At 52.4% G+C, this 22,851-nt stretch carries 18 protein-coding genes and 1 tRNA gene; 10 read left to right on the top strand and 9 right to left on the bottom strand.

What is annotated here, in order from left to right; all coding sequences use genetic code 11:
* Positions 1-42: 42 nt before the first annotated feature.
* Positions 43-118 (bottom strand) — tRNA-Phe (locus LF929_RS15835).
* Between the two features lie 658 nt (positions 119-776).
* Between LF929_RS15835 and LF929_RS15830 the strand changes: the two genes are divergently transcribed.
* On the top strand, positions 777-2,930 hold the full coding sequence (locus tag LF929_RS15830) for an ornithine decarboxylase (RefSeq protein WP_038907199.1): 2,154 nt from the start codon (positions 777-779) through the stop codon (positions 2,928-2,930).
* 264 nt (positions 2,931-3,194) lie between these two features.
* The gene (locus tag LF929_RS15825) at positions 3,195-3,605 is read left to right on the top strand and encodes a hypothetical protein (RefSeq protein WP_041164291.1); all 411 of its coding nucleotides are present in this window, start codon (positions 3,195-3,197) and stop codon (positions 3,603-3,605) included.
* Positions 3,606-3,679: 74 nt separating this feature from the next.
* Here LF929_RS15825 and ansP read toward each other — a convergent pair whose 3' ends face one another.
* From ansP to mutY, 4 genes are all read right to left on the bottom strand, one after another.
* Complete coding sequence (ansP, locus tag LF929_RS15820) at positions 3,680-5,137, bottom strand: L-asparagine permease (protein ID WP_226092651.1); 1,458 nt, start codon at positions 5,135-5,137, stop codon at positions 3,680-3,682.
* Positions 5,138-5,587: 450 nt separating this feature from the next.
* A complete protein-coding gene (mltC, locus tag LF929_RS15815) occupies positions 5,588-6,670 on the bottom strand; it encodes a membrane-bound lytic murein transglycosylase MltC (protein WP_038903562.1) in 1,083 nt (360 codons plus the stop codon).
* Between the two features lie 54 nt (positions 6,671-6,724).
* The gene (locus LF929_RS15810) at positions 6,725-6,997 is read right to left on the bottom strand and encodes an oxidative damage protection protein (protein WP_210175638.1); all 273 of its coding nucleotides are present in this window, start codon (positions 6,995-6,997) and stop codon (positions 6,725-6,727) included.
* A 2-nt stretch (positions 6,998-6,999) separates the two neighbouring features.
* Complete coding sequence (mutY, locus tag LF929_RS15805) at positions 7,000-8,085, bottom strand: A/G-specific adenine glycosylase (RefSeq protein ID WP_226092650.1); 1,086 nt, start codon at positions 8,083-8,085, stop codon at positions 7,000-7,002.
* Positions 8,086-8,243: 158 nt separating this feature from the next.
* On the opposite strand from mutY, the gene trmB reads away from it, so the two are divergent.
* The 4 genes from trmB (at position 8,244) to LF929_RS15785 (ending at position 14,081) form a co-directional block, all read left to right on the top strand.
* Positions 8,244-8,963 carry a tRNA (guanosine(46)-N7)-methyltransferase TrmB gene (gene trmB / locus LF929_RS15800; protein ID WP_038903564.1) on the top strand — a complete coding sequence of 240 codons (720 nt, stop codon included), beginning with the start codon at positions 8,244-8,246 and terminating at the stop codon, positions 8,961-8,963.
* Positions 8,963-9,307, top strand: a complete 345-nt coding sequence (locus LF929_RS15795; protein ID WP_226092649.1) for a YggL family protein — start codon at positions 8,963-8,965, stop codon at positions 9,305-9,307. The genes trmB and LF929_RS15795 overlap by 1 nt, the downstream gene beginning before the upstream one ends.
* Before the next feature lie 125 nt (positions 9,308-9,432).
* Entirely contained in the window at positions 9,433-10,149 is a 717-nt protein-coding gene (locus tag LF929_RS15790) for a DUF2884 domain-containing protein (protein ID WP_226092648.1), read from the top strand.
* 785 nt (positions 10,150-10,934) lie between these two features.
* A complete protein-coding gene (locus LF929_RS15785; RefSeq protein ID WP_226092647.1) occupies positions 10,935-14,081 on the top strand; it encodes an autotransporter serine protease in 3,147 nt (1,048 codons plus the stop codon).
* 104 nt (positions 14,082-14,185) lie between these two features.
* Here LF929_RS15785 and LF929_RS15780 read toward each other — a convergent pair whose 3' ends face one another.
* The 4 genes from LF929_RS15780 to mutH form a co-directional block, all read right to left on the bottom strand.
* Positions 14,186-15,226: an NADP(H)-dependent aldo-keto reductase gene (locus LF929_RS15780; RefSeq protein ID WP_038903566.1), complete on the bottom strand. Its 1,041-nt coding sequence runs from the start codon at positions 15,224-15,226 to the stop codon at positions 14,186-14,188.
* Positions 15,227-15,426: 200 nt separating this feature from the next.
* On the bottom strand, positions 15,427-15,645 hold the full coding sequence (locus LF929_RS15775) for a YgdI/YgdR family lipoprotein (RefSeq protein WP_038903568.1): 219 nt from the start codon (positions 15,643-15,645) through the stop codon (positions 15,427-15,429).
* A 153-nt stretch (positions 15,646-15,798) separates the two neighbouring features.
* Entirely contained in the window at positions 15,799-16,515 is a 717-nt protein-coding gene (locus LF929_RS15770) for a TerC family protein (protein WP_038903569.1), read from the bottom strand.
* 173 nt (positions 16,516-16,688) lie between these two features.
* Positions 16,689-17,375: a DNA mismatch repair endonuclease MutH gene (gene mutH / locus LF929_RS15765; protein ID WP_038903570.1), complete on the bottom strand. Its 687-nt coding sequence runs from the start codon at positions 17,373-17,375 to the stop codon at positions 16,689-16,691.
* Positions 17,376-18,147: 772 nt separating this feature from the next.
* Here mutH and rppH point away from each other — a divergent pair.
* The 4 genes from rppH to thyA all read left to right on the top strand — a co-directional run bounded on the left by rppH (position 18,148) and on the right by thyA (position 22,849).
* Positions 18,148-18,675, top strand: coding sequence for an RNA pyrophosphohydrolase (gene rppH / locus LF929_RS15760; RefSeq protein ID WP_012883628.1), 528 nt, complete (start codon positions 18,148-18,150; stop codon positions 18,673-18,675).
* Between the two features lie 14 nt (positions 18,676-18,689).
* Complete coding sequence (gene ptsP / locus LF929_RS15755; protein ID WP_038906250.1) at positions 18,690-20,936, top strand: phosphoenolpyruvate--protein phosphotransferase; 2,247 nt, start codon at positions 18,690-18,692, stop codon at positions 20,934-20,936.
* 223 nt (positions 20,937-21,159) lie between these two features.
* On the top strand, positions 21,160-22,023 hold the full coding sequence (lgt, locus tag LF929_RS15750) for a prolipoprotein diacylglyceryl transferase (protein ID WP_038903572.1): 864 nt from the start codon (positions 21,160-21,162) through the stop codon (positions 22,021-22,023).
* Between the two features lie 31 nt (positions 22,024-22,054).
* Positions 22,055-22,849, top strand: coding sequence for a thymidylate synthase (gene thyA / locus LF929_RS15745; RefSeq protein ID WP_016942147.1), 795 nt, complete (start codon positions 22,055-22,057; stop codon positions 22,847-22,849).
* Positions 22,850-22,851 lie beyond the last annotated feature (2 nt).

The following is a 22,851-nucleotide window of genomic DNA, read 5'->3' as shown; positions in this document are numbered from 1 at the left end:
CCCGTTATGAGCGGATACTCGTAACGAACAGGCTCTGAAGAATGGTGCCCGGACTCGGAATCGAACCAAGGACACGGGGATTTTCAATCCCCTGCTCTACCGACTGAGCTATCCGGGCAACGGGGCGCATTAAACCGTATATCGCGATGAGCGTCAACGAGTTTCTGTCACAATCGCTGCGGTTGGTCTATTTTCAGCCAGTCGCCCTTGTTCGCCGTTGATTTGACGAGCGGGGAAGGGGGTTGGCAAGCCTGATGGCAGGCGGTAATACGCCGATAAATACTGTCACATTCGTTTTCTTGAATTCGGTGAAAAATAATGCCACTATTGCGCGGTTTTTAGCTTACCTTCCACCTGCGGTTATTTAGAGGATTGCGGATATGTCAGATTCAACGCCCATGGTACAGACACCGTGCGCCGGATCTCCGCTGTTGTTGCCGCACTCTGAACGCTTTGCGTTAACCCCCCCCCTGTTTTCTCGATTATCCCTTACCACCATGCGGTGAGGCGTGCTGACGCCCACTGTTAGGCATGACTAAAAATAGAGCCGTTCGGTCTCTGATTTTACTGATGTCTATCGGACGGTGCTGGTCCCAGATGATGCGTATTTCCCTGTGCCGCTGGCGCGGGTCATACATTTGTCGCGGTTAGCTGGCATGCTGTTTGTCGTTTTGGGCAGTAGTTGATGGGGTACGTTACGCTTAACACGTAGCGTTATCTCTGCGCGGTGTCTTTCAGGCACGTACACTCATTCTTGACCGTTTGGGTTTGGGTACATGAAACAGTTAAAAATTGCGGCTAATGCGGCGGTTGCCTCCCGTCTAATCACCTTGCGTCCGATTGTGGCGCTCAGTCAGACCGATTTTACCGATATCGCGGCCGTCGTGGTGTCGGTTGAGGAGGCGCGCAGTGGCATCCTGTCGGTGATGCATCACTCCGGTTTCGGTATTCCGGCGTTCGTGGTGCGCGAGCCGTGGCACACCAGTGAGGAACTGTTGCCGCCGGGCAGCGAGTGGCTGAGTCTGGATAAAGGCGGAGAACACGCGCTGCAACTGGAAAAAGTGGCTGCGGAGTATCAGGCTCGTTTGTTGCCACCATTTTTCGACACGCTGTCTAAGTATGTTGGCATGCGTAATACCACGTTTGCCTGCCCAGGGCATCAGGGCGGGTCATTTTTCCGCAAGCATCCGGCAGGCCGTCAGTTTTTCGAATTTTATGGCGAAAACATGTTCCGCTCCGACATCTGCAACGCAGATGTGAAACTGGGCGACTTGTTGATCCATGAAGGTGCCGCTAAAAAAGCGCAAAAATTTGCTGCAACCGTGTTCAATGCTGATAAAACCTACTTTGTGCTGAACGGGACGTCGGCGGCGAACAAAGTGGTGACCAACGCCTTGCTGACACGCGGCGATCTGGTGTTGTTTGATCGTAATAACCACAAATCCAACCATCATGGTGCGCTGATTCAGGCGGGGGCGACGCCAATTTATCTGGAAACGGCCCGTAACCCATTTGGTTTTATCGGTGGGGTGGACGCGCATTGTTTTGATGAAGGCTATCTGCGCGAGCTTATTCGCGAAGCCGCTCCAGACCGTGCTGATGAAGCCAGGCCGTTCCGGCTGGCCGTCATTCAATTGGGCACCTACGACGGCACTATCTATAACGCCCGCCAGGTGGTGGATAGCATCGGTCACCTGTGTGACTACATTTTGTTTGACTCTGCCTGGGTGGGATATGAGCAGTTCATCCCGATGATGGAGCAGTGCTCGCCACTGCTGCTGGATTTAAACGAGAACGACCCGGGGATTTTTGTCACCCAGTCGGTGCATAAACAGCAGGCTGGTTTCTCACAAACGTCGCAAATCCACAAGAAAGATAACCATATTCGTGGGCAAAAACGCTTTTGTCCGCATAAGCGCCTGAATAACGCCTTCATGCTGCATGCTTCCACCAGCCCATTTTACCCGCTGTTTGCGGCACTGGATGTGAACGCCAAAATGCACGAAGGGCCGAGCGGTCGCAGGTTGTGGATGGAATGCGTCAGGCTGGGGATTGAAGCGCGCAAGCAACTGCTGGAGCACTGTACGCTTATCAAACCGTTTGTGCCGCCGATGGTGGGGGGGAAACGCTGGCAGGATCACGATACCGATGTGATGGCACAAGACGTGCGTTTCTTTAACTTCGAGCCGGGCGACAACTGGCATGCTTTTGAAGGCTACGCGCAGCAACAGTATTTTGTTGACCCGTGTAAGCTGTTGCTGACTACGCCGGGGATTGACGCAGCAACGGGGGCTTATACCCCATTTGGTATTCCGGCGACGATTCTCGCCAACTACCTGCGTGAGCACGGCATCATTCCAGAGAAATGCGATCTGAACTCGATTTTGTTCTTGCTTACGCCAGCAGAAGACCGTGCGAAGATGGAGCGTCTGGTAGCGGCGTTGGTGCAGTTTGAGCAACTGATCGAGCAGGACGCGCCGTTAAGCGAAGTCTTGCCGAGTCTGTATCGCAAGCATGAACAGCGTTATACCGGTTATACGTTGCGGCAGTTATGTCAGGAAATGCATGATTTTTACGCCAGCCATGACGTGAAAAGGCTGCAAAAAGAGATGTTCCGTAAAGCCTCTTTCCCGCAGGCGGTGGTATTACCGCAGGACGCGCATACCGCGTATATCCGTGGCGAGGTGGATCTGGTGCCGTTGGCTGAGGCTGAGGGGCGAATCGCCGCTGAAGGCGCGTTGCCTTACCCACCGGGCGTGTTGTGCGTGGTGCCGGGGGAAGTGTGGGGTGGTGCGGTGCTGCACTATTTCCAGGCTCTCGAAGCCGGTATTAACCTGATGCCAGGCTTTGCGCCGGAACTACAAGGCGTTTACAGTGTGGCGCAGGAAGACGGTAGCAAACGTCTGTGTGCGAATGTGATTGTCCGCTAATTTCATCATCATTCTTGCCGCATTATGAATCGACATAATGCGGCAATCCTTGCTCTGCCTTCAGGCACCCACTCTTTAAATCCCTCCTTGCTATTGATGTTCTCCAATTTATTCCTTTGTCAGACCGAGCTTAATGGATCACTGCCTCACTATGATGCTCCAGTGGATGGTCATTTGACCGTATGTCCACATTAATATACTCCCCAGTATGTTCGACTCTGGGTCGTGATATTCGAAACAAAGGGAAACATGATGCCATTAGTAATGATGAAACAAGAAACGGCTATTAAACACTTTGAACCAGTCAAGGATACCAATGACATGGTTGAGGCGGTAAAGAGTGATCGAGAACTTCGAATTAGTATGGCTATCGAGCAACATAAAACACGGCCGGAATCAACGGAATTGAATACCACGTTGTTTATTCGTCAGCGGACTTTTGATCAACTGGTGAATGGTACCTATTGTGCGGAACAGGCGGCACCGGTTGGTGGCGTCCCAGACCAGATAGAGCGGTATATTGCCAACAAAGATATTATTGCGAAAGTGAGTACGCGCAAAGGTATCGATGGTTATACCGTTGAAGAGGATTTGGTCGGTGTTGCAGCTGGTAATGCAACTTTTAAATGCCGATATGAAAATGGTGCCTGGATTATGTGGCACTATGACAACTAAATCTGTTTGTTGCGCGTAAAAAGTGAAGCCCCGGCAAACTGTCGGGGCTTCTTATTTATACTACTACTGATGTTTTACCCTGCTGTTTTCTCATGCTCTGCTTTCAGACGGTTGGCGTCTTCTTTTTGTTTGCGCAGCCCATACCAGCCCGCGACAAGCAGGACAGCCAGCATCGGAATCGTAGCGATGGTCCAGGTGCCGTTAGGGTAATCCAGCGCCATCAGCACCAGCACGCTGAGCAAGAAGGCCAGCGTCAGCCAGGAGGAAAAGGGTGCCAGCGGCATACGGAAAGAGACGGGTTTGGCTTTGCCCTGATGAATGGCCTGACGCAGTTTCATCTGGCAAATAATGATGAATGCCCAGGAACTGATAATACCGAGCGAAGCCACGTTCAGTACGATTTCAAATACCTGCGACGGCACAATATAGTTCAGAAATACCCCGATCACATGGATACAAACGGTAACCAGGATCCCGGCATAAGGCACTGACTGCGCGTTCATGTTGCCAAGGAATTTCGGTGCTGAACCGCCCTGAGACAACGAACGCAGGATGCGGCCGGTAGAATACAGGCCGGAGTTAAGGCTGGAGAGTGCCGCCGAGAGCACCACGATATTCATGATAGTGCCGATGTAAGGGACACCCAGTTTACTAAAGAAGGTAACGAACGGGCTTTGTCCGGCCTGATAGGCGTTCCACGGCAACAGGCAGACCAGCAGGATGACGGAGCCGACGTAAAACAGGCCGATACGCCAGATAACACTGTTGACCGCTTTGGGCAGTGTCTTTTCCGGGTCTTTACACTCGCCTGCGGCGGTACCGATAAGCTCTACCCCGGCAAACGCGAAGATAACCCCTTGTATCAGCACTAATGCGGGTAGCAGACCATGCGGAAACAGACCGCCGTTATCGGTTATCAGGTGCAATCCCGGTATGTTGCCATCCAGCGTTTTGCCCGTGCCGAGAAAAATCGTGCCCACGATCAGGAACAGGGAAATGGCTGCCACTTTGATCAATGCGAACCAGAACTCCATCTCGGCGAACCACTTCACGCCAATCATGTTCATGGTAGTGACGATAGCCAGAGCCCCGAGCGCGAACATCCATTGGGGAATATCGGCAAAAGTTCCCCAATAGTGCATGTAAAGCGCGACGGCGGTGATATCGACGATGCCAGTCATCGCCCAGTTGAGGAAGTACATCCAGCCTGCAACATAAGAGGCTTTTTCGCCCAAGAATTCGCGGGCATAGGAAACAAAACTTCCGCTGGAAGGACGGTGTACGATCAATTCGCCCAGTGCTCGCAGAATGAAAAACGAGAAAATACCGCACGTCAGATACACCAACGCCAGTGCCGGGCCAGCCATCTGCAATCGCGCGCCCGCGCCGAGAAATAAGCCGGTACCAATCGAACCACCGATAGCGATCATCTGCACCTGACGGTTACCCATGCTTTTGTGGTAACCCGCTTCGTGTGAATCGAGCCAACGCCGTTTGGCGTGGTGCTCGGCCTCATTTTTATGTTGATTCATTGCCCGTTTGATTCCTTGTCTGTCATTCAGGAGCATGAAGTTAGCTGTTGTGTCACAGCCTGGTTCATCGTGTGGCTTGCTTTTCATCATATGAATAGCGTTTTTGCTTCTGCGGTGCAGGGGAGCTAAAAACGCCAGCGATGCTACCGTTTCCTGACCGGAGAGGCAAAAACTCTCTGCGTCGATTCCTTCACTTTGTTTTGTTTGTATGCTTCATTTTTCGCCTTTAGTAAGTGATTAATTGGTTAAATGTTGTTTTCTTAGTCGTTAAGTCTATTAATTGGCTTTTTAGATAGTGTTTGCTTATGACTGTAACCAATCGTTTGCAATGGTCATTTGTTAATCATTGCTAATGAGGTGATGCAGAAATGGCGCTGGAGGCGACAAAAAATAGAGAGGGTTGGGAAGCAAGCGGTGTCCTGAACGGACACCGCTTGTTGCGGCGAGATATCAGCGGCTATAACCGCGATAGTTTTTCTGCGCCGTATTCACCTTGTACAGATAATGGCGTGATTCAGCAGATGGATGGCGTGTCGTCAGGGTCTGGTAGACCTGGTTGGGCGACATGGTATTGATAATGCCAAACGCCGTGTCTTTATCGCTGGAGAAGACCCGTAATACGCTACCCGCGCCGCCGTTATAGGCGGTGATCATGGCGTAGCGTTGTGACGTCGGATCCTGAATGCCAGACAGATAGACGTTTTTCAGCATCGCCAGATAGGCCGTACCGGTATCGATGTTGTTCTCCGGGTCAAACAGGTAACTGCGGCTTGGCTGGCCCCATTTACCTCTCATTTTGAATACATCGCGTCCTGCGCTGTGTTGTACCACCTGCATCAGCCCCAGCGCGTCAGAGCGGCTAACCGCATACGGGTTGAAACTGGATTCGGTTTGCATGATGGCGAGAATCAGCGAGGCGTCGATGCCATAGCGTTCGGAAGCCTGACGCACCATCGGCAGGTATTTGTGCGCACGTTTATCCAGGTGGTTCGGCACCAGTTGAATGGTGACCGACCAGATGACCTTCATACCGGATGTACGGCGTTGCAACTTGTTCTGCAGCAGATAATCAGCAAAATTACCCGCGCGGCCTTCCCAGCGAATCGGCTGGCCGGTGTTGTCCAGCACCTGACCGTACAGCAGGGGTTCACGGCTTATCTGGATATCGTTGGCATCGGAATAAAGGTCGGTATTGCTGGCGTTATCCCCCATCAGCAGGGTGGTGATAATCGCCTGACGCAAACTGGACAGATAGTTAGTTGAAGAAATGGTTTCGATGGTGATGGTACCGGCGTCGAAGTTGACGTGACTACGTGTCATATATTGATCGGAGTATTTGACGTAGTCTTTGGGGCCGGCGATCAGAACCTCGTTCAATCCCCAGATGTTTTCGATGTTATTGGCGAATTGCCCCATCAAAATGTCGAAGGCGTTGGTGTCTTTAATAAACGCTTCGTTGTTCTCACCTCCTTTTTTGCTGGAGCAGGAGATCAACAACGGGGCGACAAGCAGCAAAGCAAGCAGTTTCTTCATTGTATCTAGCCGTACGGGATCAGGAATGCATCAGGGCCTGTCGGCCCTTGTCATTTAGTGTTGCGGCGGGGTGTAACCGTCGATATGCACGTCCTTGCCTTCAAACAGGAACTGCACCATCTCTTGTTCCAGCAGCTTGCGGTGTTCCACATTCATCATGTTGAGTTTTTTCTCGTTGATAAGCATGGTCTGCTTGGTTTGCCACTGTGCCCAGACTTCTTTCGAAATGTTGTTATAAATGCGTTTACCCAACTCACCGGGGTAAAGCTGGAAGTCGAGCCCTTCGGCGTCACGTTGTAAAAAAGTACAAAAAATGGTTCTGCTCATGCTTATTCCTCATCATGTGCACAGGCGTCAGCGAAGACCGATTGCGGCTGAGCCAACTGGCGTAACAACCGTTCTACCGGGGCGGCGAGCCCTACGGATGGCGGGTGCGCTAAGTTATACCAAAGACCGGCACCTTCATCCATGCAGGAACCTGTGTCGGAGACCTCCAGCCACATCGGTACAATATCCAGGTGGAAATGGCTGAAGGTATGACGAAAGGCAATGCCCTGACGCAGCCCTTGTTGGGGGATGCCGCGCTGACTGAGCCATTGCACCAATTCATCTTTCGTAGTGAATTGCGGAAAACAGTACAGGCCGCCCCACAGGCCGACCGGCGGACGTTGCTCCAGCCAAACAGTCTGTGCCTGTTGCATCAGCAAGAACCAGGCGGTCCTTTCCGGTAATGTCTGCTTGGGTTTTTTGCCAGGGTATTCTGCCCAGTTATGGTTAGCGTAAGCGACACAACCGTTACTGAGCGGGCAGAGTTCGCATTTGGGGCGGCTGCGGGTGCAGACCATCGCTCCCAAATCCATCATCGCCTGATTAAATTTTTCGACACCGAGCGACGGGGTGACGGTTTCGCTCAACGTCCACAGCTGCTTCTCGACCTCTTTTTTCCCCGGCCAGCCAGCGACGGCGTAGCAACGCGCTAATACCCGTTTGACATTGCCATCCAGAATCGGATAGTGCTGACCGAGCGACAGCGAGAGAATAGCACCCGCTGTGGAGCGGCCCACGCCGGGCAGGTCGACGATGTCATCGAATCGGGTAGGGAAGTCGCCGCCGTGGCGTTCGACTATCGTTTGCGCCGCTTTATGCAGGTTGCGGGCGCGGGCATAGTAGCCAAGCCCGGTCCACAGGTGCAGTACATCATCTAATGGAGCCGCAGCCAGTTCTCGCACCGTAGGAAAGCGCGCCATAAACCGTTCGAAATAGGGAATGACGGTGGTGACCTGGGTCTGCTGTAGCATCACTTCTGACAGCCAGACTTTATACGGGGTTTTCTCGAGCTGCCAGGGTAAGGTTTTACGTCCGTAGCGCTCGTACCACTCCAGCACCTGTTGCGCGAACTGTTGCGCTTGCATCATAGAGGCGTCGTTATCCGGCAGGTAAAAATTTGACAGCGATTGCAGCACAGAGTGAATGTACTGTAAACCGGAACTTTCCGCCTCCGCCTACTTGCTAAACAACCGTATCCTTGGATAATGCGCGTTTTCCCAACCCAATCAGACTTACAGAACGCATTATGATCAATAACGTCATCTCTCCGGAATTCGATGAAAACGGGCGTCCACTGCGCAGAATCCGCAGTTTTGTGCGCCGCCAGGGCCGCCTGACCAAAGGACAGCAACAGGCGCTGGATGATTTTTGGCCGGTGATGGGCGTGGAATATCAGAATGAGCCGCTGGATTTCACCCAGTTATTTGGGCGTGAGGCGCCAGTGGTGTTGGAGATTGGTTTTGGGATGGGCGCATCACTGGTGACGATGGCGCAGCAGCACCCGGAACAGAATTTTATCGGTATCGAAGTACATGTTCCCGGTGTGGGCGCTTGTCTGGGGGCCGCTCAGGAAGCGGGCGTCGAAAACCTACGGGTGATGTGCCACGACGCCGTAGAAGTGCTGGAGCGAATGATTCCCGATGGTTCGCTTGCCATGGTGCAACTGTTTTTCCCTGACCCGTGGCACAAAGCGCGCCATAACAAACGTCGCATTGTACAAGCACCGTTCGCTGAGCTGGTGCTGCGGAAATTGGCGGTTGGCGGGGTGTTCCATATGGCGACCGACTGGGAACCTTATGCGCAACATATGCTCGAAGTGATGAGTACGGTCGCAGGTTACCGCAATCTGTCTGACCATAATGATTATGTACCGCGTCCGGCTTCACGGCCGTTGACGAAATTTGAGGCCCGCGGCCAACGGCTGGGGCATGGCGTCTGGGATCTGATGTTTGAGAGGAATCAATAATGGCTAAGAATCGGAGTCGTCGTTTACGCAAGAAACTGCATATCGATGAGTTTCAGGAGTTTGGTTTTTCGGTTAGCTGGCGTTTTGCGCAAGGAACCAGTGTGGAAGAGATCGATCGCACGCTGGATCTGTTTGTTGATGAGGTGATCGAGCCAAACGGCCTGGCGTTTGAAGGCAGCGGCTATCTGCAATGGGAAGGTCTGGTGTGCCTGCAAAAGCTGGGTAACTGCACCGATGAACAGCGTGAACTGGTGCGTAACTGGCTGGAGTTACATCAGTTGACGGAAGTAACGGTCAGCGATTTGTTCGACATTTGGTGGGATCTGCCCGCTCACCTCGGTTAAATCGCGCGTTTTTTGTCACCACTGCTGTCATCATCGGTGAAGTACGCCGGTGATGACTGTGGTGAAAGCCTTTGCCGCCGGGTGTGTTGCGGCTGGTGTTTGACGCCGTTTTTTCAGGAGTTTTTATGTTGCGTAAAATGACCTTGGGAGCATTGATGTTACTGGCCTGGCAAGCACAGGCAGCCTATCAATGCCATGTTCAACCACAAGACGACATCATTATCAGCCCACAGAGTGTGAGCGTGGTCGGTGCCAGCGGTAATCTGCAAATTTCACCGCAAGGGGATGTAGTGAGCAACGGCAGTGCGCTGAACCTCAATAGTGCACAGCGTCAGCAGGCTCAGTCGTATCAGGCTGAATTGCGCCAGCAACTGCCGTGGATTGACGAAGGGGCACGCCAACACCTGGAGAAAGCGCGTCAGGCATTAGACAAGGTGATTGTGCAGCAGTTAGGTAGTGACAGCAATGTGCGCAATCGGCTGGGGTCATTGGATGAGCAGCTAAAACAGCAGATGAACCGAATTATCGAGCATCGCAGCGATGGCCTGGCCTTTCATCATCAGGCAATTAAGCAGGCTGAGCAGGACGGACAGCAGATTGTCGAGCGGACAATGGGTGGGGTCTTGCAAGATAGCCTCAATGAAATGGGCGTCAAACAACTGGGCAGCAGCGGCGGTAATCCATTGCAGGCGATGATGGGTAATCTGGGTGGTCTGCAACAAGCCATTCAAACTGAGTGGAAAACGCAGGAATCAGATTTTCAGCGTTTTGGTCATGATGTTTGCAATCGGGTGACGGCACTGGAAAATCAACGCCAGACGTTATTGAAGTCAATTAAATAACCTTTGTTTTTATAAGGGCGAATACATTATTCTGTGTTCGTCTTTTTCTTTTTATCGTATATGCACCCCTTCACATTCGCTGCTGCGATTTACATTTATTAAACTTCCTTATTTCCTTATTTCCTTATTTCCTTATTTCCTTATTTCCTTATTTCCTTATTCACGTCATTGTTTCTTGATCTTTCTATTCATTTTAATTTTGTTTCAATTTTATTTTCTTTCACAAAATTGAAAATGAAATGGCTTGTTTTGTTCATTTTTCTTGTGTAAGAATATTATTAAGAAGTGCAGATTTTCGTTATGGCATGATGTCATTCTGTAAAAACAGGCTCATGGTCACCGGGTTGCAGGTCGATGTGTTAATGGTTGGGAGTTGATACCCAACGTATTTGAAACCCGTCTTTGAAACCTGAAGTGTGATACACGAAGTATGACGGGTTATGACAAACATAGTGCTGCTTCTGAAGCAATGGAATGTATTAAATGGAATATATTACCGAATAAGGATGACGGTTGATGATGGCAAGGTGTGCTCCAACAGGCGGTATTTTCACCACTATGATGATGACGATTGAGCACTTTTTTGTTCAACGAGATTCATCAATGTTCTCTTTTAGTGACGGCTTCTCATCCCTGTCCCTCAATGCGTAATGGCGCATGAAGGGAATAATGAGTAAGGCGTCACTCCTCGCACAGCAAATAAAATGTCCCGTACTGCTTGATTATCGGATCTCTTGATCCGCTTATTGAGATTTTATTATTTTTTCATTGCCAGGATGAGTCATATGCGCATGACGTTTCAGACGTTAGGGGCTTCTCATGCCCAAAAAACGGATTTTTTTCATCACATCTGCCGGGTTGTCATCGATAACATTCGTGTTAAGAGAGTTCGCGTTAAGATAGGATGTCTCGCGATAGTATTACTGATGCTGAGCATTAGCGGGGCGGTTTCTCCAGGTTATGCCGCAACCGCTGAGGATTTTCGCACACCTGAATATCTGCGCAACGGTGCCGCGCTCGATTCTATCCACGCGGCTGATGCGTATGCACTGGGGTACAGCGGTGCTGGGGTCACCGTTGGCATTATTAACCGCGTCGGGGATTTATCCAGTAATGATGAATTCAATGGCAAGGTGGACTCAGGTTCACACTGGATTAGCGACCCCAGCAGTGCCAGTCCGCACGGTTATTGGGTCGCCGGGGTGATCGGTGCTGCCCGCAATGGGGTTGGGGTACAAGGCATTGCCTATGATTCGAACCTGTTAACGCTGGGAACGGATAACTCCATTGGGGATTTATTGCAGGGTATGGTGGATATGACCAACCGCCCGGATGTGAAAATCATCAGCAACAGTTGGGGGTTTCTGTTCTATCCCGACCAGCTTTCCTCTTACTCGGCTGCCATGCAGGACTTGCTGCTCAATACGGTGGTCCCTGCTTATGTCAGCGCAGGGAATGTGCTGGCCAGTCAGGGGCAGTTAATGGTGATGTCCGCCGGTAACGAAGGACACCTGACGCCGACACTGTTTTCCGCGCTGCCGACCGTGCTGGATAACAATGGCCTTCAGGACAATATCGCCAATACCTGGATTAACGTCATGGCTTATGATCCCTCTCAGCCTACCAGCAGCGCGGCGTTTATTGCCACCTTCAGCAACCTGGCGCAGGGCGCGACCGAGTATAGTCTGCTGGCTCCGGGCGTTAATATCATCACACCCTCCACCAATAACACTTATTTTCGGGTGAGCGGCACGTCATTCGCTTCACCTTATGTCGCGGGGGTCGGTGCACTGGTCAGCCAGGCGTTTCCCTATATGAGTGGCAAGCAGATTGCGGATGTGCTGTTGTCGACCGCGACGCCACTGACGGGTGATGCGTTGCCGAAAGCGGTGGTACTGGCGAATGAACAGTATGACGAGAATCAGTCGCTCACCGGTACGGCTATCAAGGTGTATTCCACCCATACCGGTATTACCTTCACCGATGATGAACTGACCACACTAATAAGCTCATTGAAAATTAAAAGCCCCTATAACGGTATGACGGATGATCAGGTGCGCGCGGCGATTTTGAGTGCAGCTGCCGACCAGAATATTACCGTGATGTCACAGAGTGACTATCAGGCGCTATTTGGGCAAGGGGTCGTCAATGCGTTTAAAGCGGTACAAGGCCCCGGTTTGCTGAACGCGAAACGTCTGGTGGACAGCGATCTCAGTAGCGGTACGTTTGGTGGGAATTTTGCCCTGTACTCTATTGATACCAAAGGTATTGATAGCACCTGGAGTAACGACATCGGCCAGGTGAAAAATACCACCAGTGGGAGTGCGTTGCTTGGGCTGGATGTCGGCCTGCGTAAGCAGGGTGCCGGTACGCTATACCTGACAGGGAATGACACCTTTGCCGGTCCGACGGTAGTAGAAGGTGGCAAGCTGATTGTCGGTAAGGTCGCCGGTGATGCCGGGCATCTGGCCGGTGACGCCTGGGTATTATCCGGCGCGATACTCGGTGGGCATGGCACTATCAACGGCTCTGTCGTGGTACAGAATGGCGGCACATTATCACCGGGCAATTCAATCGGGACACTCACGGTGGGTAATGTACGCTTTGATCCCGGCTCCATTTATCTGGTGGAGATCGATCAACAAGGTAATGCAGATCAACTGGTGGTGACGAATACTGCTCAGTTGGCCGGGACGGTTAAGTTGGTTGGGCAAGCTCCCGCCCATCTGGGGGCGCAGTTCACGCTGGTGAAGGCCGGCACCTTGACCGGCGCATTTGATGCACTGGAGTCGACGAACAATTCGCTGTTTTTGACCAATGCATTGACCTATAACGCGCAAAGTGCGCTGGTCAGTGTGGTGCGTAACAGTGTGCGTTTTAGCGATGTGGCGCAAACCGCGAATCAGAGTGCGATAGCTAACGCCATCGATAACCAATCGGGTACAGCGGTATTGAGCGCAATTGCTGATCTGCCGGATGCCGACAGCGCCCGACGTGCGTTTGATAATCTGAACGGTGAGTTTTATGCCAGTGCGCGCAACGCGCTGATTCAAAACAGCCAGTCGGTTAGAGAGATTCTGAACAATACCATGAGCAGCGCAGGCAAAGGCGTGGAGCCCTGGGTCAGTAGCTGGGGGTATGATGGTCGGCAGGATAGCAACGGCGTACAGGCAGGAATCAAATACAATGGTTACGGCGTGTTGCTTGGCAATGGTACCCCGGTTGGCGAACAAGGGGCGTTGGGGGTTGCCGTTGGTGCGGAAAAAGGGCAAATCACGATGGACTCTCGTGCATCCAGAGGTGATCTGAACGCCTTGCATGCCGGTGTGTATTTGTCTGGCCGGGCATTGGCGCTCGATCTGCGCTCTGGCCTGAGTTATAGCCATATCACGCTCGATAGCCAGCGCGGTATTACTGTCCTCAGCCTGGACGGGCAGGCAACCGGTGATTATCGCGCCAATCTGGCTCAGGGGTTTGTGGAAGCCAGCCACCGCTTTGACTTCTTTGATAACGTCAGTGTCGAGCCCTATGGCAATACCGCCTGGGTCTGGCTGCAAAATCAGGCAGGGCAGGAGGGCGGTAATAGTGCAGCACTGGCGTTTGATAAAGAGACCAGCCGTAGTGCCTTTGCAACCGGTGGCTTGCGCCTGAAAGTCCGGCCGTTATCACGCCTGCCGGTGTCGTTGTATGGGGATATCGGCTATCAGCATCGTTTAACCCACGATGACAATCAGGTTCGTTTACGCTTTGTTTCCGGTGGCGATACCTTTACCACACAAGGGTTGCCGCTGGCGGATAACACGCGCCTGATGCGGGCAGGCGTGGCGGTGGATTTTTCCCGTAATATGCATTTGTCACTGGGGTATCAAGGCGATCGCGCTACCCGTATTAAAGATGATAGCGCTCAGGCGTTATTTAGCATGGCGTTCTGACTGAACGGTACTGTGGGTACTGCGCCTTCCTGGGAAGGCGCAGTATATTATCAACGTGCACTACACCATCATGGAGCACTACACCATCATAGAGCAGTACACCATCACGGTGCGGGAATGGTAAAGCGGCGGTGGATAGCTTCCAGTTCCGTCAGGATCTCTTCGCCGAGCGTCAGGTTCAGGCTATCCAGGTTGGTTTTTAACTGTTCCAGCGTTGTTGCGCCAAGCAGGGTACTGGCGACAAACGGTTGCTGGCGCACAAACGCCAACGCCATCTGCGCCGGGTCCAGACCGTGCTTGTTCGCCAGTGCCACATATTCGGCGATGGCTTGCTGGGTATGCGGTGCCGAGTAGCGGACAAAACGACTAAACAACGTATTACGTGCGCCTGCCGGTTTAGCGCCGTTGAGGTATTTCCCCGTCAAGGTGCCGAATGCCAGCGGCGAGTAGGCCAGCAGTTCCACGCCTTCATGCTGGCTGACTTCAGCCAGACCGACCTCGAAGCTGCGGTTCAGCAGACTATAGGGGTTTTGAATAGAGACGATACGCGGCAACTCATGTTTTTCCGCCAGTTGCAAATAGCGCATCACCCCCCATGGGGTTTCGTTCGATACACCGATATAGCGGATTTTCCCCGCCCGCACCTGTTCGTTTAGCGCTTCCAGGGTTTCCAGCAGCGTGACGGCCGGTTTTTCCTGGGTGTACTGGTAATTGAGCTTGCCGAAGCTGTTGGTCTGACGCTGCGGCCAGTGTAGCTGATACAGGTCGATATAATCGGTGTTCAGGCGTTTGAGACTGTCGTCCAGTGCAGCGCGGATATTTTTGCGATCCAGCGCCTGCTGCGGGCGCAAGCTACTGTCATTAAGACGCACCGGCCCGGCGACTTTGCTGGCGATGATCAGCTTTTCACGCCCGCCGCGGCTTTTCAGCCAGGAACCGATGTAGCTCTCCGTGAGTCCCTGCGTTTCTGGCCGTGGCGGAACCGGATAGATTTCTGCGGTATCAATCAGATTAACACCGGCGGCAACCGCAAAATCCAACTGGGCATGGGCGTCTGCTTCGCTATTTTGCTCGCCGAAGGTCATGGTACCCAAACCGAGTGTACTGACTTCCAAACTGCTGTGGGGAATACGGTGATAGAGCATTGCGGTTTCCTTTTTATTCTTCTGAGTAACGCGGGTGCGACGGCACCGCAATTTTGACTATAACTAAGCTGTGACGAGGGGGGAAGACCCTTTGTGCGGTCAGACTACGCATTGATCAGGGCAAAAACGACGTCCCCCTGACCGGGAGGCGGCAACGAAGGCGGCTTGGGCCTTACCCTCAAACCGCCCTGAATCACCCATTAGCGTTCCATTACCTGAGAAACACCGTTGTTGTTGACCTGGTGTTGTACGCCATCTTCATCAGTATAACTGAGCAGTCCGGTTGCAGGATCCAGCACTGGCTTTCCTTTGGTCAACAGCATCTGACCGTCTTTCGTGGCGATAACATAGTGGCTGGCACAGCCGGAGAGTAGGACCACAAAAGTCAGGGCAATGGCGGTTGTTATCCGAGATCGCATGCTGAATTTACCTATTGTTTAGCAAAAAAATTGAATATTTTTTCAGTCTAGCAAAGCGTCGTTCGGATGAGGTTAGGATTTATGGTAAAAAAATTAAAAAGATACGTAAGGATAAGCGGGGAAACGGCGAATACACCGTTTCCCGCCAGAGAATTACTGATTTTTGACGGATTTCTTACCGCGCATCAGGTTCAGCGCTTCCACCGACATAGAGAAGAACATAGCGAAATAGATGTAGCCTTTCGGCACATGAATCGCCACGCTTTCCAGAATCAGTGTAAAGCCCACCAGAATCAGGAACGACAACGCCAGCATTTTCACCGAGGGGTGACGGTCGACGAATTCACCGATAGGACGAGCGGAAAACATCATGACACCGACGGCAATTACCACGGCGGCCATCATGATAAACAGGTGGTCAGACAGGCCGACGGCTGTGATCACGGAATCCAGGCTGAAGATGATATCCAGCAGCATAATCTGCACGATGGCACCGAAGAATGAATGCACCTGCGACGCATGATCTTCCGCGCCGCCTTCAATCGTTTCGTGAATTTCCTTGCTGGATTTCCAGATAAGGAACAGACCACCGAAGAACAAGATCAGGTCGCGGGCAGAAACGGCTTGTCCGAATACGCTAAACAACGGATTGGTCAGCCTGATAACCCAGGCGATTGATGCCAGCAGGCAGAGCCGCATCAGCATGGCGCAGAGTAAACCGATACGTCGGGCTTTATTCTGCTGATGTTTAGGGAGTTTGGCGACGACCAGCGACAAAAAGATGATGTTGTCGATGCCAAGGACGATTTCCAATATGGTGAGGGTTCCTAGCGCCAGCCAGGCATTAGGGTCGGCGATCCAATCGAACATTATCTCAGTACATCCTTAAACGAAATGTAAATGACTATTATCTCCGGCCTGATGCCGGGCAGGCAAGCGGATTTATCGCCGCCCCTTTTTAAGCTGTAGTCTCGGCACACCGGGAGTCAGGTGATAGAGATATACGCCAGAAGGAAACGTCTGGTATAGCGCCGCTCTGGCTATTACAACAGAAAATGGCGGGCCAGGAGCGGTGTGGTAAAGGTTTTCTTCAGATAAAAACCGCGTGGTAGCGTCATAATCGGTTGTCCATGTTCACCAATGGCTTCCGTCAGCGCCCGGCTATTGGCGGCTTTGGGGCGCAATTGCAACACCTCACCGTGACGGGCGGTAATACTTTCCACCTTGCCCAGCACGATCAAATCCATCAGTTCTTCCCAATCCTGACGTAATTGTTGTTCTTCTTCAGGGCTGGGACTCCACAACAGCGGCGCACCGATACGCCGCTCCCCCAGCGGAATAGGGCGTGAACCTTCCACCGGAATCCACAGCACTCTGGCTAATTTATGGCGCACATGGCTGCTTTCCCAGGTGACACCGCTGTTGCCTGTGAGCGGCGCTACGCAGACAAAGGTGGTTTCCAGCGGACGCCCTTGTTCATCCACCGGGATGGTTTTTAATTCAATCCCGATATCAGGGAAATCCTGCTCGGGTTTGCTACCGGCGCTGGCACCCAGAAAACGTTCCAACAAGACGCCTATCCAGCCTTTGTCGCGTTTCAGGTTGGCGGGCAGCGGTAATTGGGCGATTCGGGCCAGCTCCGCCAGTGAGTAACCGGCCAGTGCTTGCGCCCGTAGCAACAGAGTGTGTTCGCTGTCCGGCGGTACCTGATGAGGCGTGGGTGTCTGCATGGATCGAGTATCCGTTACTGATAACAGGGTTGATTAAAAAAAATACAGCTATAACGGGGGATAACGTCAGGCATTCAGCTATTCAGAAGAAAAATAATAATAGCATGATTCTTTTATGATTTTTCTTCTGCTCCCCACAGTGAAAAACATACTGCCGGTTTTTGTTCATGACAAGACACCGGCAATGAACAGGATTTTACACTATGTTATCCACAGATTTCTGGGATAACCGGGATAACTCAGGATTACTGTTTTGATTTACAGCCTTGACGGACGGTGGTTTTGCTGGTTTTGCTGATTTTTTGGCTGGTTTTACCTCGTTGCCTGTGGATAAAAGCATCGTAGTGCGATCTTTCGCCATTCTGAAAACTGGATTCGTATCGGCTGGTGGTGAGAAGTGGATGGAACGGGGAAAAGCCGGTTAATTCGTTGAAAGGGAATGGCAATTTAGCGTGCTGGATCACGCTCACATAAAAGCTGCTATGAGTTTTGCGCACTTTTTCATGATGTTCTTCACAAAGATGTCCACAGAAAAAGTGAATAAACCGACGGAATTGCCATGTGAATGTTTATAACTTCGATCCTATCTGTGGGTTACCGATGTGTTATCTAAAATCTCGTGGGAATGGCAAGGCTGCGACCCGAGCTACCGACATCTGTCGCGATTGCCGTAAACACATCAATAAAAGGGATGTAAAGCGGGAGTTTACCGTCTGTCAGGAGTGTGAAACAATCGAGTCATCTTTGCATTCTAGTTTATCGAGGTAGTCCGGTGATCGACGATGATGGCTACCGCCCGAATGTTGGTATTGTAATTTGTAATCGGCAGGGTCAGGTATTGTGGGCTCGCCGCTACGGCCAGCACTCCTGGCAGTTTCCTCAAGGGGGGATCAACCCCGGAGAAAGCGCGGAACAAGCGATGTACCGCGAACTGTTCGAGGAGGTGGGGCTGCGGAAAAAGGACGTTCGTATCCTGGCTTCCACCCGAAGCTGGTTACGCTATAAATTGCCAAAACGTTTGGTGCGTTGGGATACAAAACCGGTATGTATCGGCCAAAAGCAAAAATGGTTTCTGCTACAGTTAATGTGTAATGAATCCGACATCAATATGCAAAGCAGCGGCACCCCGGAATTCGACGGCTGGCGTTGGGTGAGCTACTGGTATCCGGTACGCCAGGTGGTGTCGTTCAAACGGGATGTTTACCGTAAGGTGATGAAGGAATTTGTCATCGCCGTGATGCAGCTACAGGAGAATTCGGCTACCCGAATATCATCAGGCACCAGACGAAAACGAGGATAATCCGACACATCATGATGCTCACGCGACTGCGAGAAATTATTGAAAAGGTTGCGGCCGCGGCCCGGCTGAGTGATGCGTTGGACATTCTGGTTAATGAAACCTGTCTGGCGATGGATACGGAAGTCTGTTCTATCTATCTGGCTGATCACGATCGTCAATGTTATTACCTGATGGCGACGCGCGGGTTGAAAAAACCGCGCGGTCGTACCATCACGTTGGCGTTTGGTCAGGGGATTGTCGGCCTGGTGGGCGAGCGGGCGGAGCCTATCAATCTGGCGGATGCGCAAAGCCACCCCAGCTTCAAATTTATTCCTGCTGTCCGTGAGCAGCACTTTCGATCCTTTCTGGGTGTACCGGTTATTCACCGGCGTCAGTTGTTGGGCGTGTTGGTAGTGCAGCAGCGCGAGCACCGGCAGTTCGACAAAAACGAAGAATCATTCATGGTGACGCTGGCCACCCAGATGGCGGCCATCCTTTCCCTGTCCCAAATGAAGGCGTTGTTCGGGCAATACCGCCAGACACGTATTAAAGCAATGGCGGCCTCTTCCGGCGTCGCTATTGCACCGGGCTGGCAGGACCGTAGCCAGCCGTCGTTGGAACTGGTGTTTCCGGCCTCCAGCCTCGACAGTGATCGTGAACGTTCCCGATTATTGGTGGCGATGGAAGAGGCAGGCGCGGAGTTTCGCCGTTTCAGCAAACGTTTTAGCGCCAGCTCGCAAAAAGAGAGCGCGGCCATCTTCGACTTCTATTCGCACTTGCTAAATGATGCCCGTCTGAAACGTGATTTGTTTCAGGAAGTGGATACCGGCAGCGTGGCTGAGTGGGCTGTTAAAGTCGTTGTCGAGAGGTTCGCGGCGCAGTTTGCCAGTCTGCAGGACCCTTACCTGCGTGATCGCTCCAGTGACCTGCGTGCGTTAGGTCAGCGTCTGCTGTTTCACCTTGACGACAATGCCCAAAGCAATGGGCAGTGGCCGCCGCGCTTTATTTTGGTGGCCGATGAGCTGACTGCTACGTTGCTGGCCGAAGTACCGCAGGATCGTCTGGCTGGGGTAGTGGCCTATGACGGTGCTGCCAATTCCCACGCTGCCATTCTGGTGCGGGCGATGGGCATCCCCACGTTGATGGGCGCGGATATTCAGCCTGATCTACTGCATCAGCGCCTGCTGGTGCTGGATGGGTATCGCGGTGAGTTGCTGGTGGACCCGGAGCCGGTGCTGGTGCAGGAGTATCAACGCCTGCTGAGCGAGGAGAACGAGCTCACCCGGCTGGCGGAAGACGATATGGAACGCCCGGCGGTGTTGAAAAGCGGCGAACGGGTGGATGTGATGCTCAATGCCGGTCTGAGCGCCGAGCATGAGAAGCGTTTTATCAACCAGGTTGACGGTGTCGGTCTGTATCGCACCGAAATTCCGTTCATGCTGCAAAACGGCTTCCCTTCGGAAGAGGAGCAGATGACGCAGTATGAAGGCATGCTGCGGCTGTATCCGACCCGACCGGTGATGTTGCGTACGCTGGATATCGGTGCCGACAAGCAGTTGCCTTATCTGCCCATCAGCGAGGAAAACCCGTGTCTGGGCTGGCGCGGTATTCGTGTCACGCTGGATCAGCCGGAAATCTTCATGATTCAGGTTCGCGCTATGCTGCGTGCCAACGCCCATATCGGCAATTTGAGTATTTTACTGCCGATGATCAACAGCCTGGATGAGATCGATGAGGCAAAACGGTTGATCGACCGGGCGGCAGCAGAGGTGTCGGAACTGCTTGGCTTCCCGTCACCGCGCCCGCGCATCGGTATTATGATTGAAGTGCCGTCAGTGTTATTCCTGTTGCCGCATCTGGCATCCCGTATCGATTTTGTTTCCGTCGGCACCAATGATCTGACCCAGTACTTACTGGCGGTAGATCGCAATAACCCACATGTTGGTTCGCTATACGATAGCTTGCATCCCTCAATGTTGCAGGCGCTGAACATGATAATCACCCAGTGCCATCATTATCGGCTGCCCGTTTCGGTGTGTGGCGAGATGGCAGGTGAGCCGATGGGGGCCTTGTTGCTGATTGGTCTTGGGTTCCGTACGCTGAGCATGAACGGACGCAGCGTTGCCCGCATCAAATATCTGCTGCGCCGCATTGGCGAGGATGAAACGCGCCAATTGGTCAATAAAGTGCTTAACGCACAAACCGCCAGTGAAGTCCGTCAGTGGGCGTCGATTTTCATTGAAGAGCGGGGATTGGGCGGTTTGATTCGTGGTGGGCGTTAAACGCAGGCCGTTGAATTTCTCTGCCCGGATTTCTCCATCCTGATTCCCTCATCCGGACGGCGGTACCCGGAAATGTTTACAGTTCTTTTATTCCCTCGTTGCCAACTGTTTCTACTGGCTATGCTATTATGCGCAACCGCAGACGGGCGATGGCGGTGCAGCCTTCTCTCGGCCCCTTAATAGCCCCGAAATCAGGGACAAAGCAACAAGAATGTGGTGATCGATGACGACGAGCTATCTGGAATTTCCCAAGTTTGATCCGGTAATTTTTTCATTAGGACCGGTTTCCCTGCACTGGTATGGATTGATGTATTTGGTCGGGTTTGTCTTCGCCATGTGGCTGGCGGTGCGCCGGGCGAACAAACCGGGTAGCGGATGGCACAAAGACGAAGTTGAAAACCTGCTCTATTTCGGTTTCCTTGGCGTGTTTGTCGGCGGCCGTCTGGGTTATGTATTGTTCTATGCCTTCCCTTTATTTCTGGATAATCCGCTCTATCTGTTCCGGGTGTGGGATGGTGGCATGTCTTTCCACGGCGGATTATTAGGTGTTATCACGGTTATGCTATGGTTTGCGCACCGTACCAAACGCCATTTCTTCCAGGTTTCTGATTTCATCGCGCCGTTGATTCCGTTTGGTCTGGGCGCGGGTCGTCTGGGTAACTTCATCAACGGTGAGCTGTGGGGCCGTGTCACGACTGACACGCCGTGGGCGATGCTGTTCCCTGGCTCTCGCGGTGAAGACATGGCGCTGGCGGCGGGTAACCCGCAGTGGCAGGCCATTTTTAACCAATACGGTGTGTTGCCGCGTCATCCGTCGCAGTTGTATGAACTGGCGCTGGAAGGGGTGGTGCTGTTCATCATTCTGAATGTGTTTATTCGTAAACCGCGCCCGATGGGCAGCGTATCTGGGTTGTTTCTTATTGGCTACGGCTGTTTCCGTATTATTGTGGAGTTCTTCCGCCAGCCGGATGCGCAGTTAGGACTGTTTAGCGGCATCAGTATGGGGCAGATTCTGTCAGTACCGATGGTGTTAGCGGGTATTCTGATGATGGTATGGGCGTACCGTCGCCAGTCAGCCCGGCAGTAATTGTTGATAAAATTATTGAGATAGAGGTGGTATGAAACAGTATCTGGAACTGATGAAAAAAGTGCTCGAAGAAGGGACTCCCAAGGATGACCGTACCGGCACGGGGACGTTATCGATTTTCGGTCATCAGATGCGTTTCAACCTGCAGGAGGGGTTCCCACTGGTGACCACTAAGCGTTGCCACCTGCGCTCGATCATCCACGAACTGTTGTGGTTTCTCAATGGTGATACCAATATCGGTTACCTGAATGACAATAACGTCACCATTTGGGATGAATGGGCAGATGAAAATGGCTCACTGGGGCCGGTTTACGGTAAGCAGTGGCGCGCCTGGGGGGCAGCAGATGGCCGTCAGATAGACCAACTCCAGACTGTGCTGAATCAACTGAAGCAGGATCCGGATTCTCGCCGCATCATCGTTTCCGCCTGGAATGTGGGTGAACTGGATAAAATGGCGCTGGCACCTTGCCATGCTTTTTTCCAGTTCTACGTGGCTAACGGTAAACTCTCCTGCCAGTTGTATCAGCGCTCCTGCGACATCTTCCTTGGCCTGCCGTTCAACATCGCCAGTTATGCGTTGCTGGTGCACATGATGGCGCAGCAGTGCGATCTGGAGGTCGGTGATTTCGTCTGGACCGGTGGCGATACCCATCTCTATAACAACCACCTGGAGCAGACTCGCCTGCAGCTCAGCCGCGAGCCGCGTCCCTTGCCGAAGCTGGTTATCAAGCGCCGCCCGGAGTCGTTGTTTGATTATCGTTTTGAAGATTTCGACATCGAAGGGTATGACCCGCACCCTGCCATCAAGGCACCGGTCGCGGTCTAAAT

It is taken from the genome of Dickeya oryzae (assembly GCF_020406815.2).
Taxonomy (GTDB): Bacteria; Pseudomonadota; Gammaproteobacteria; order Enterobacterales; family Enterobacteriaceae; genus Dickeya; species Dickeya oryzae.
Note: the sequence above shows the minus strand (reverse complement) of the source record. Positions and strands in the feature narration are given on the sequence as shown.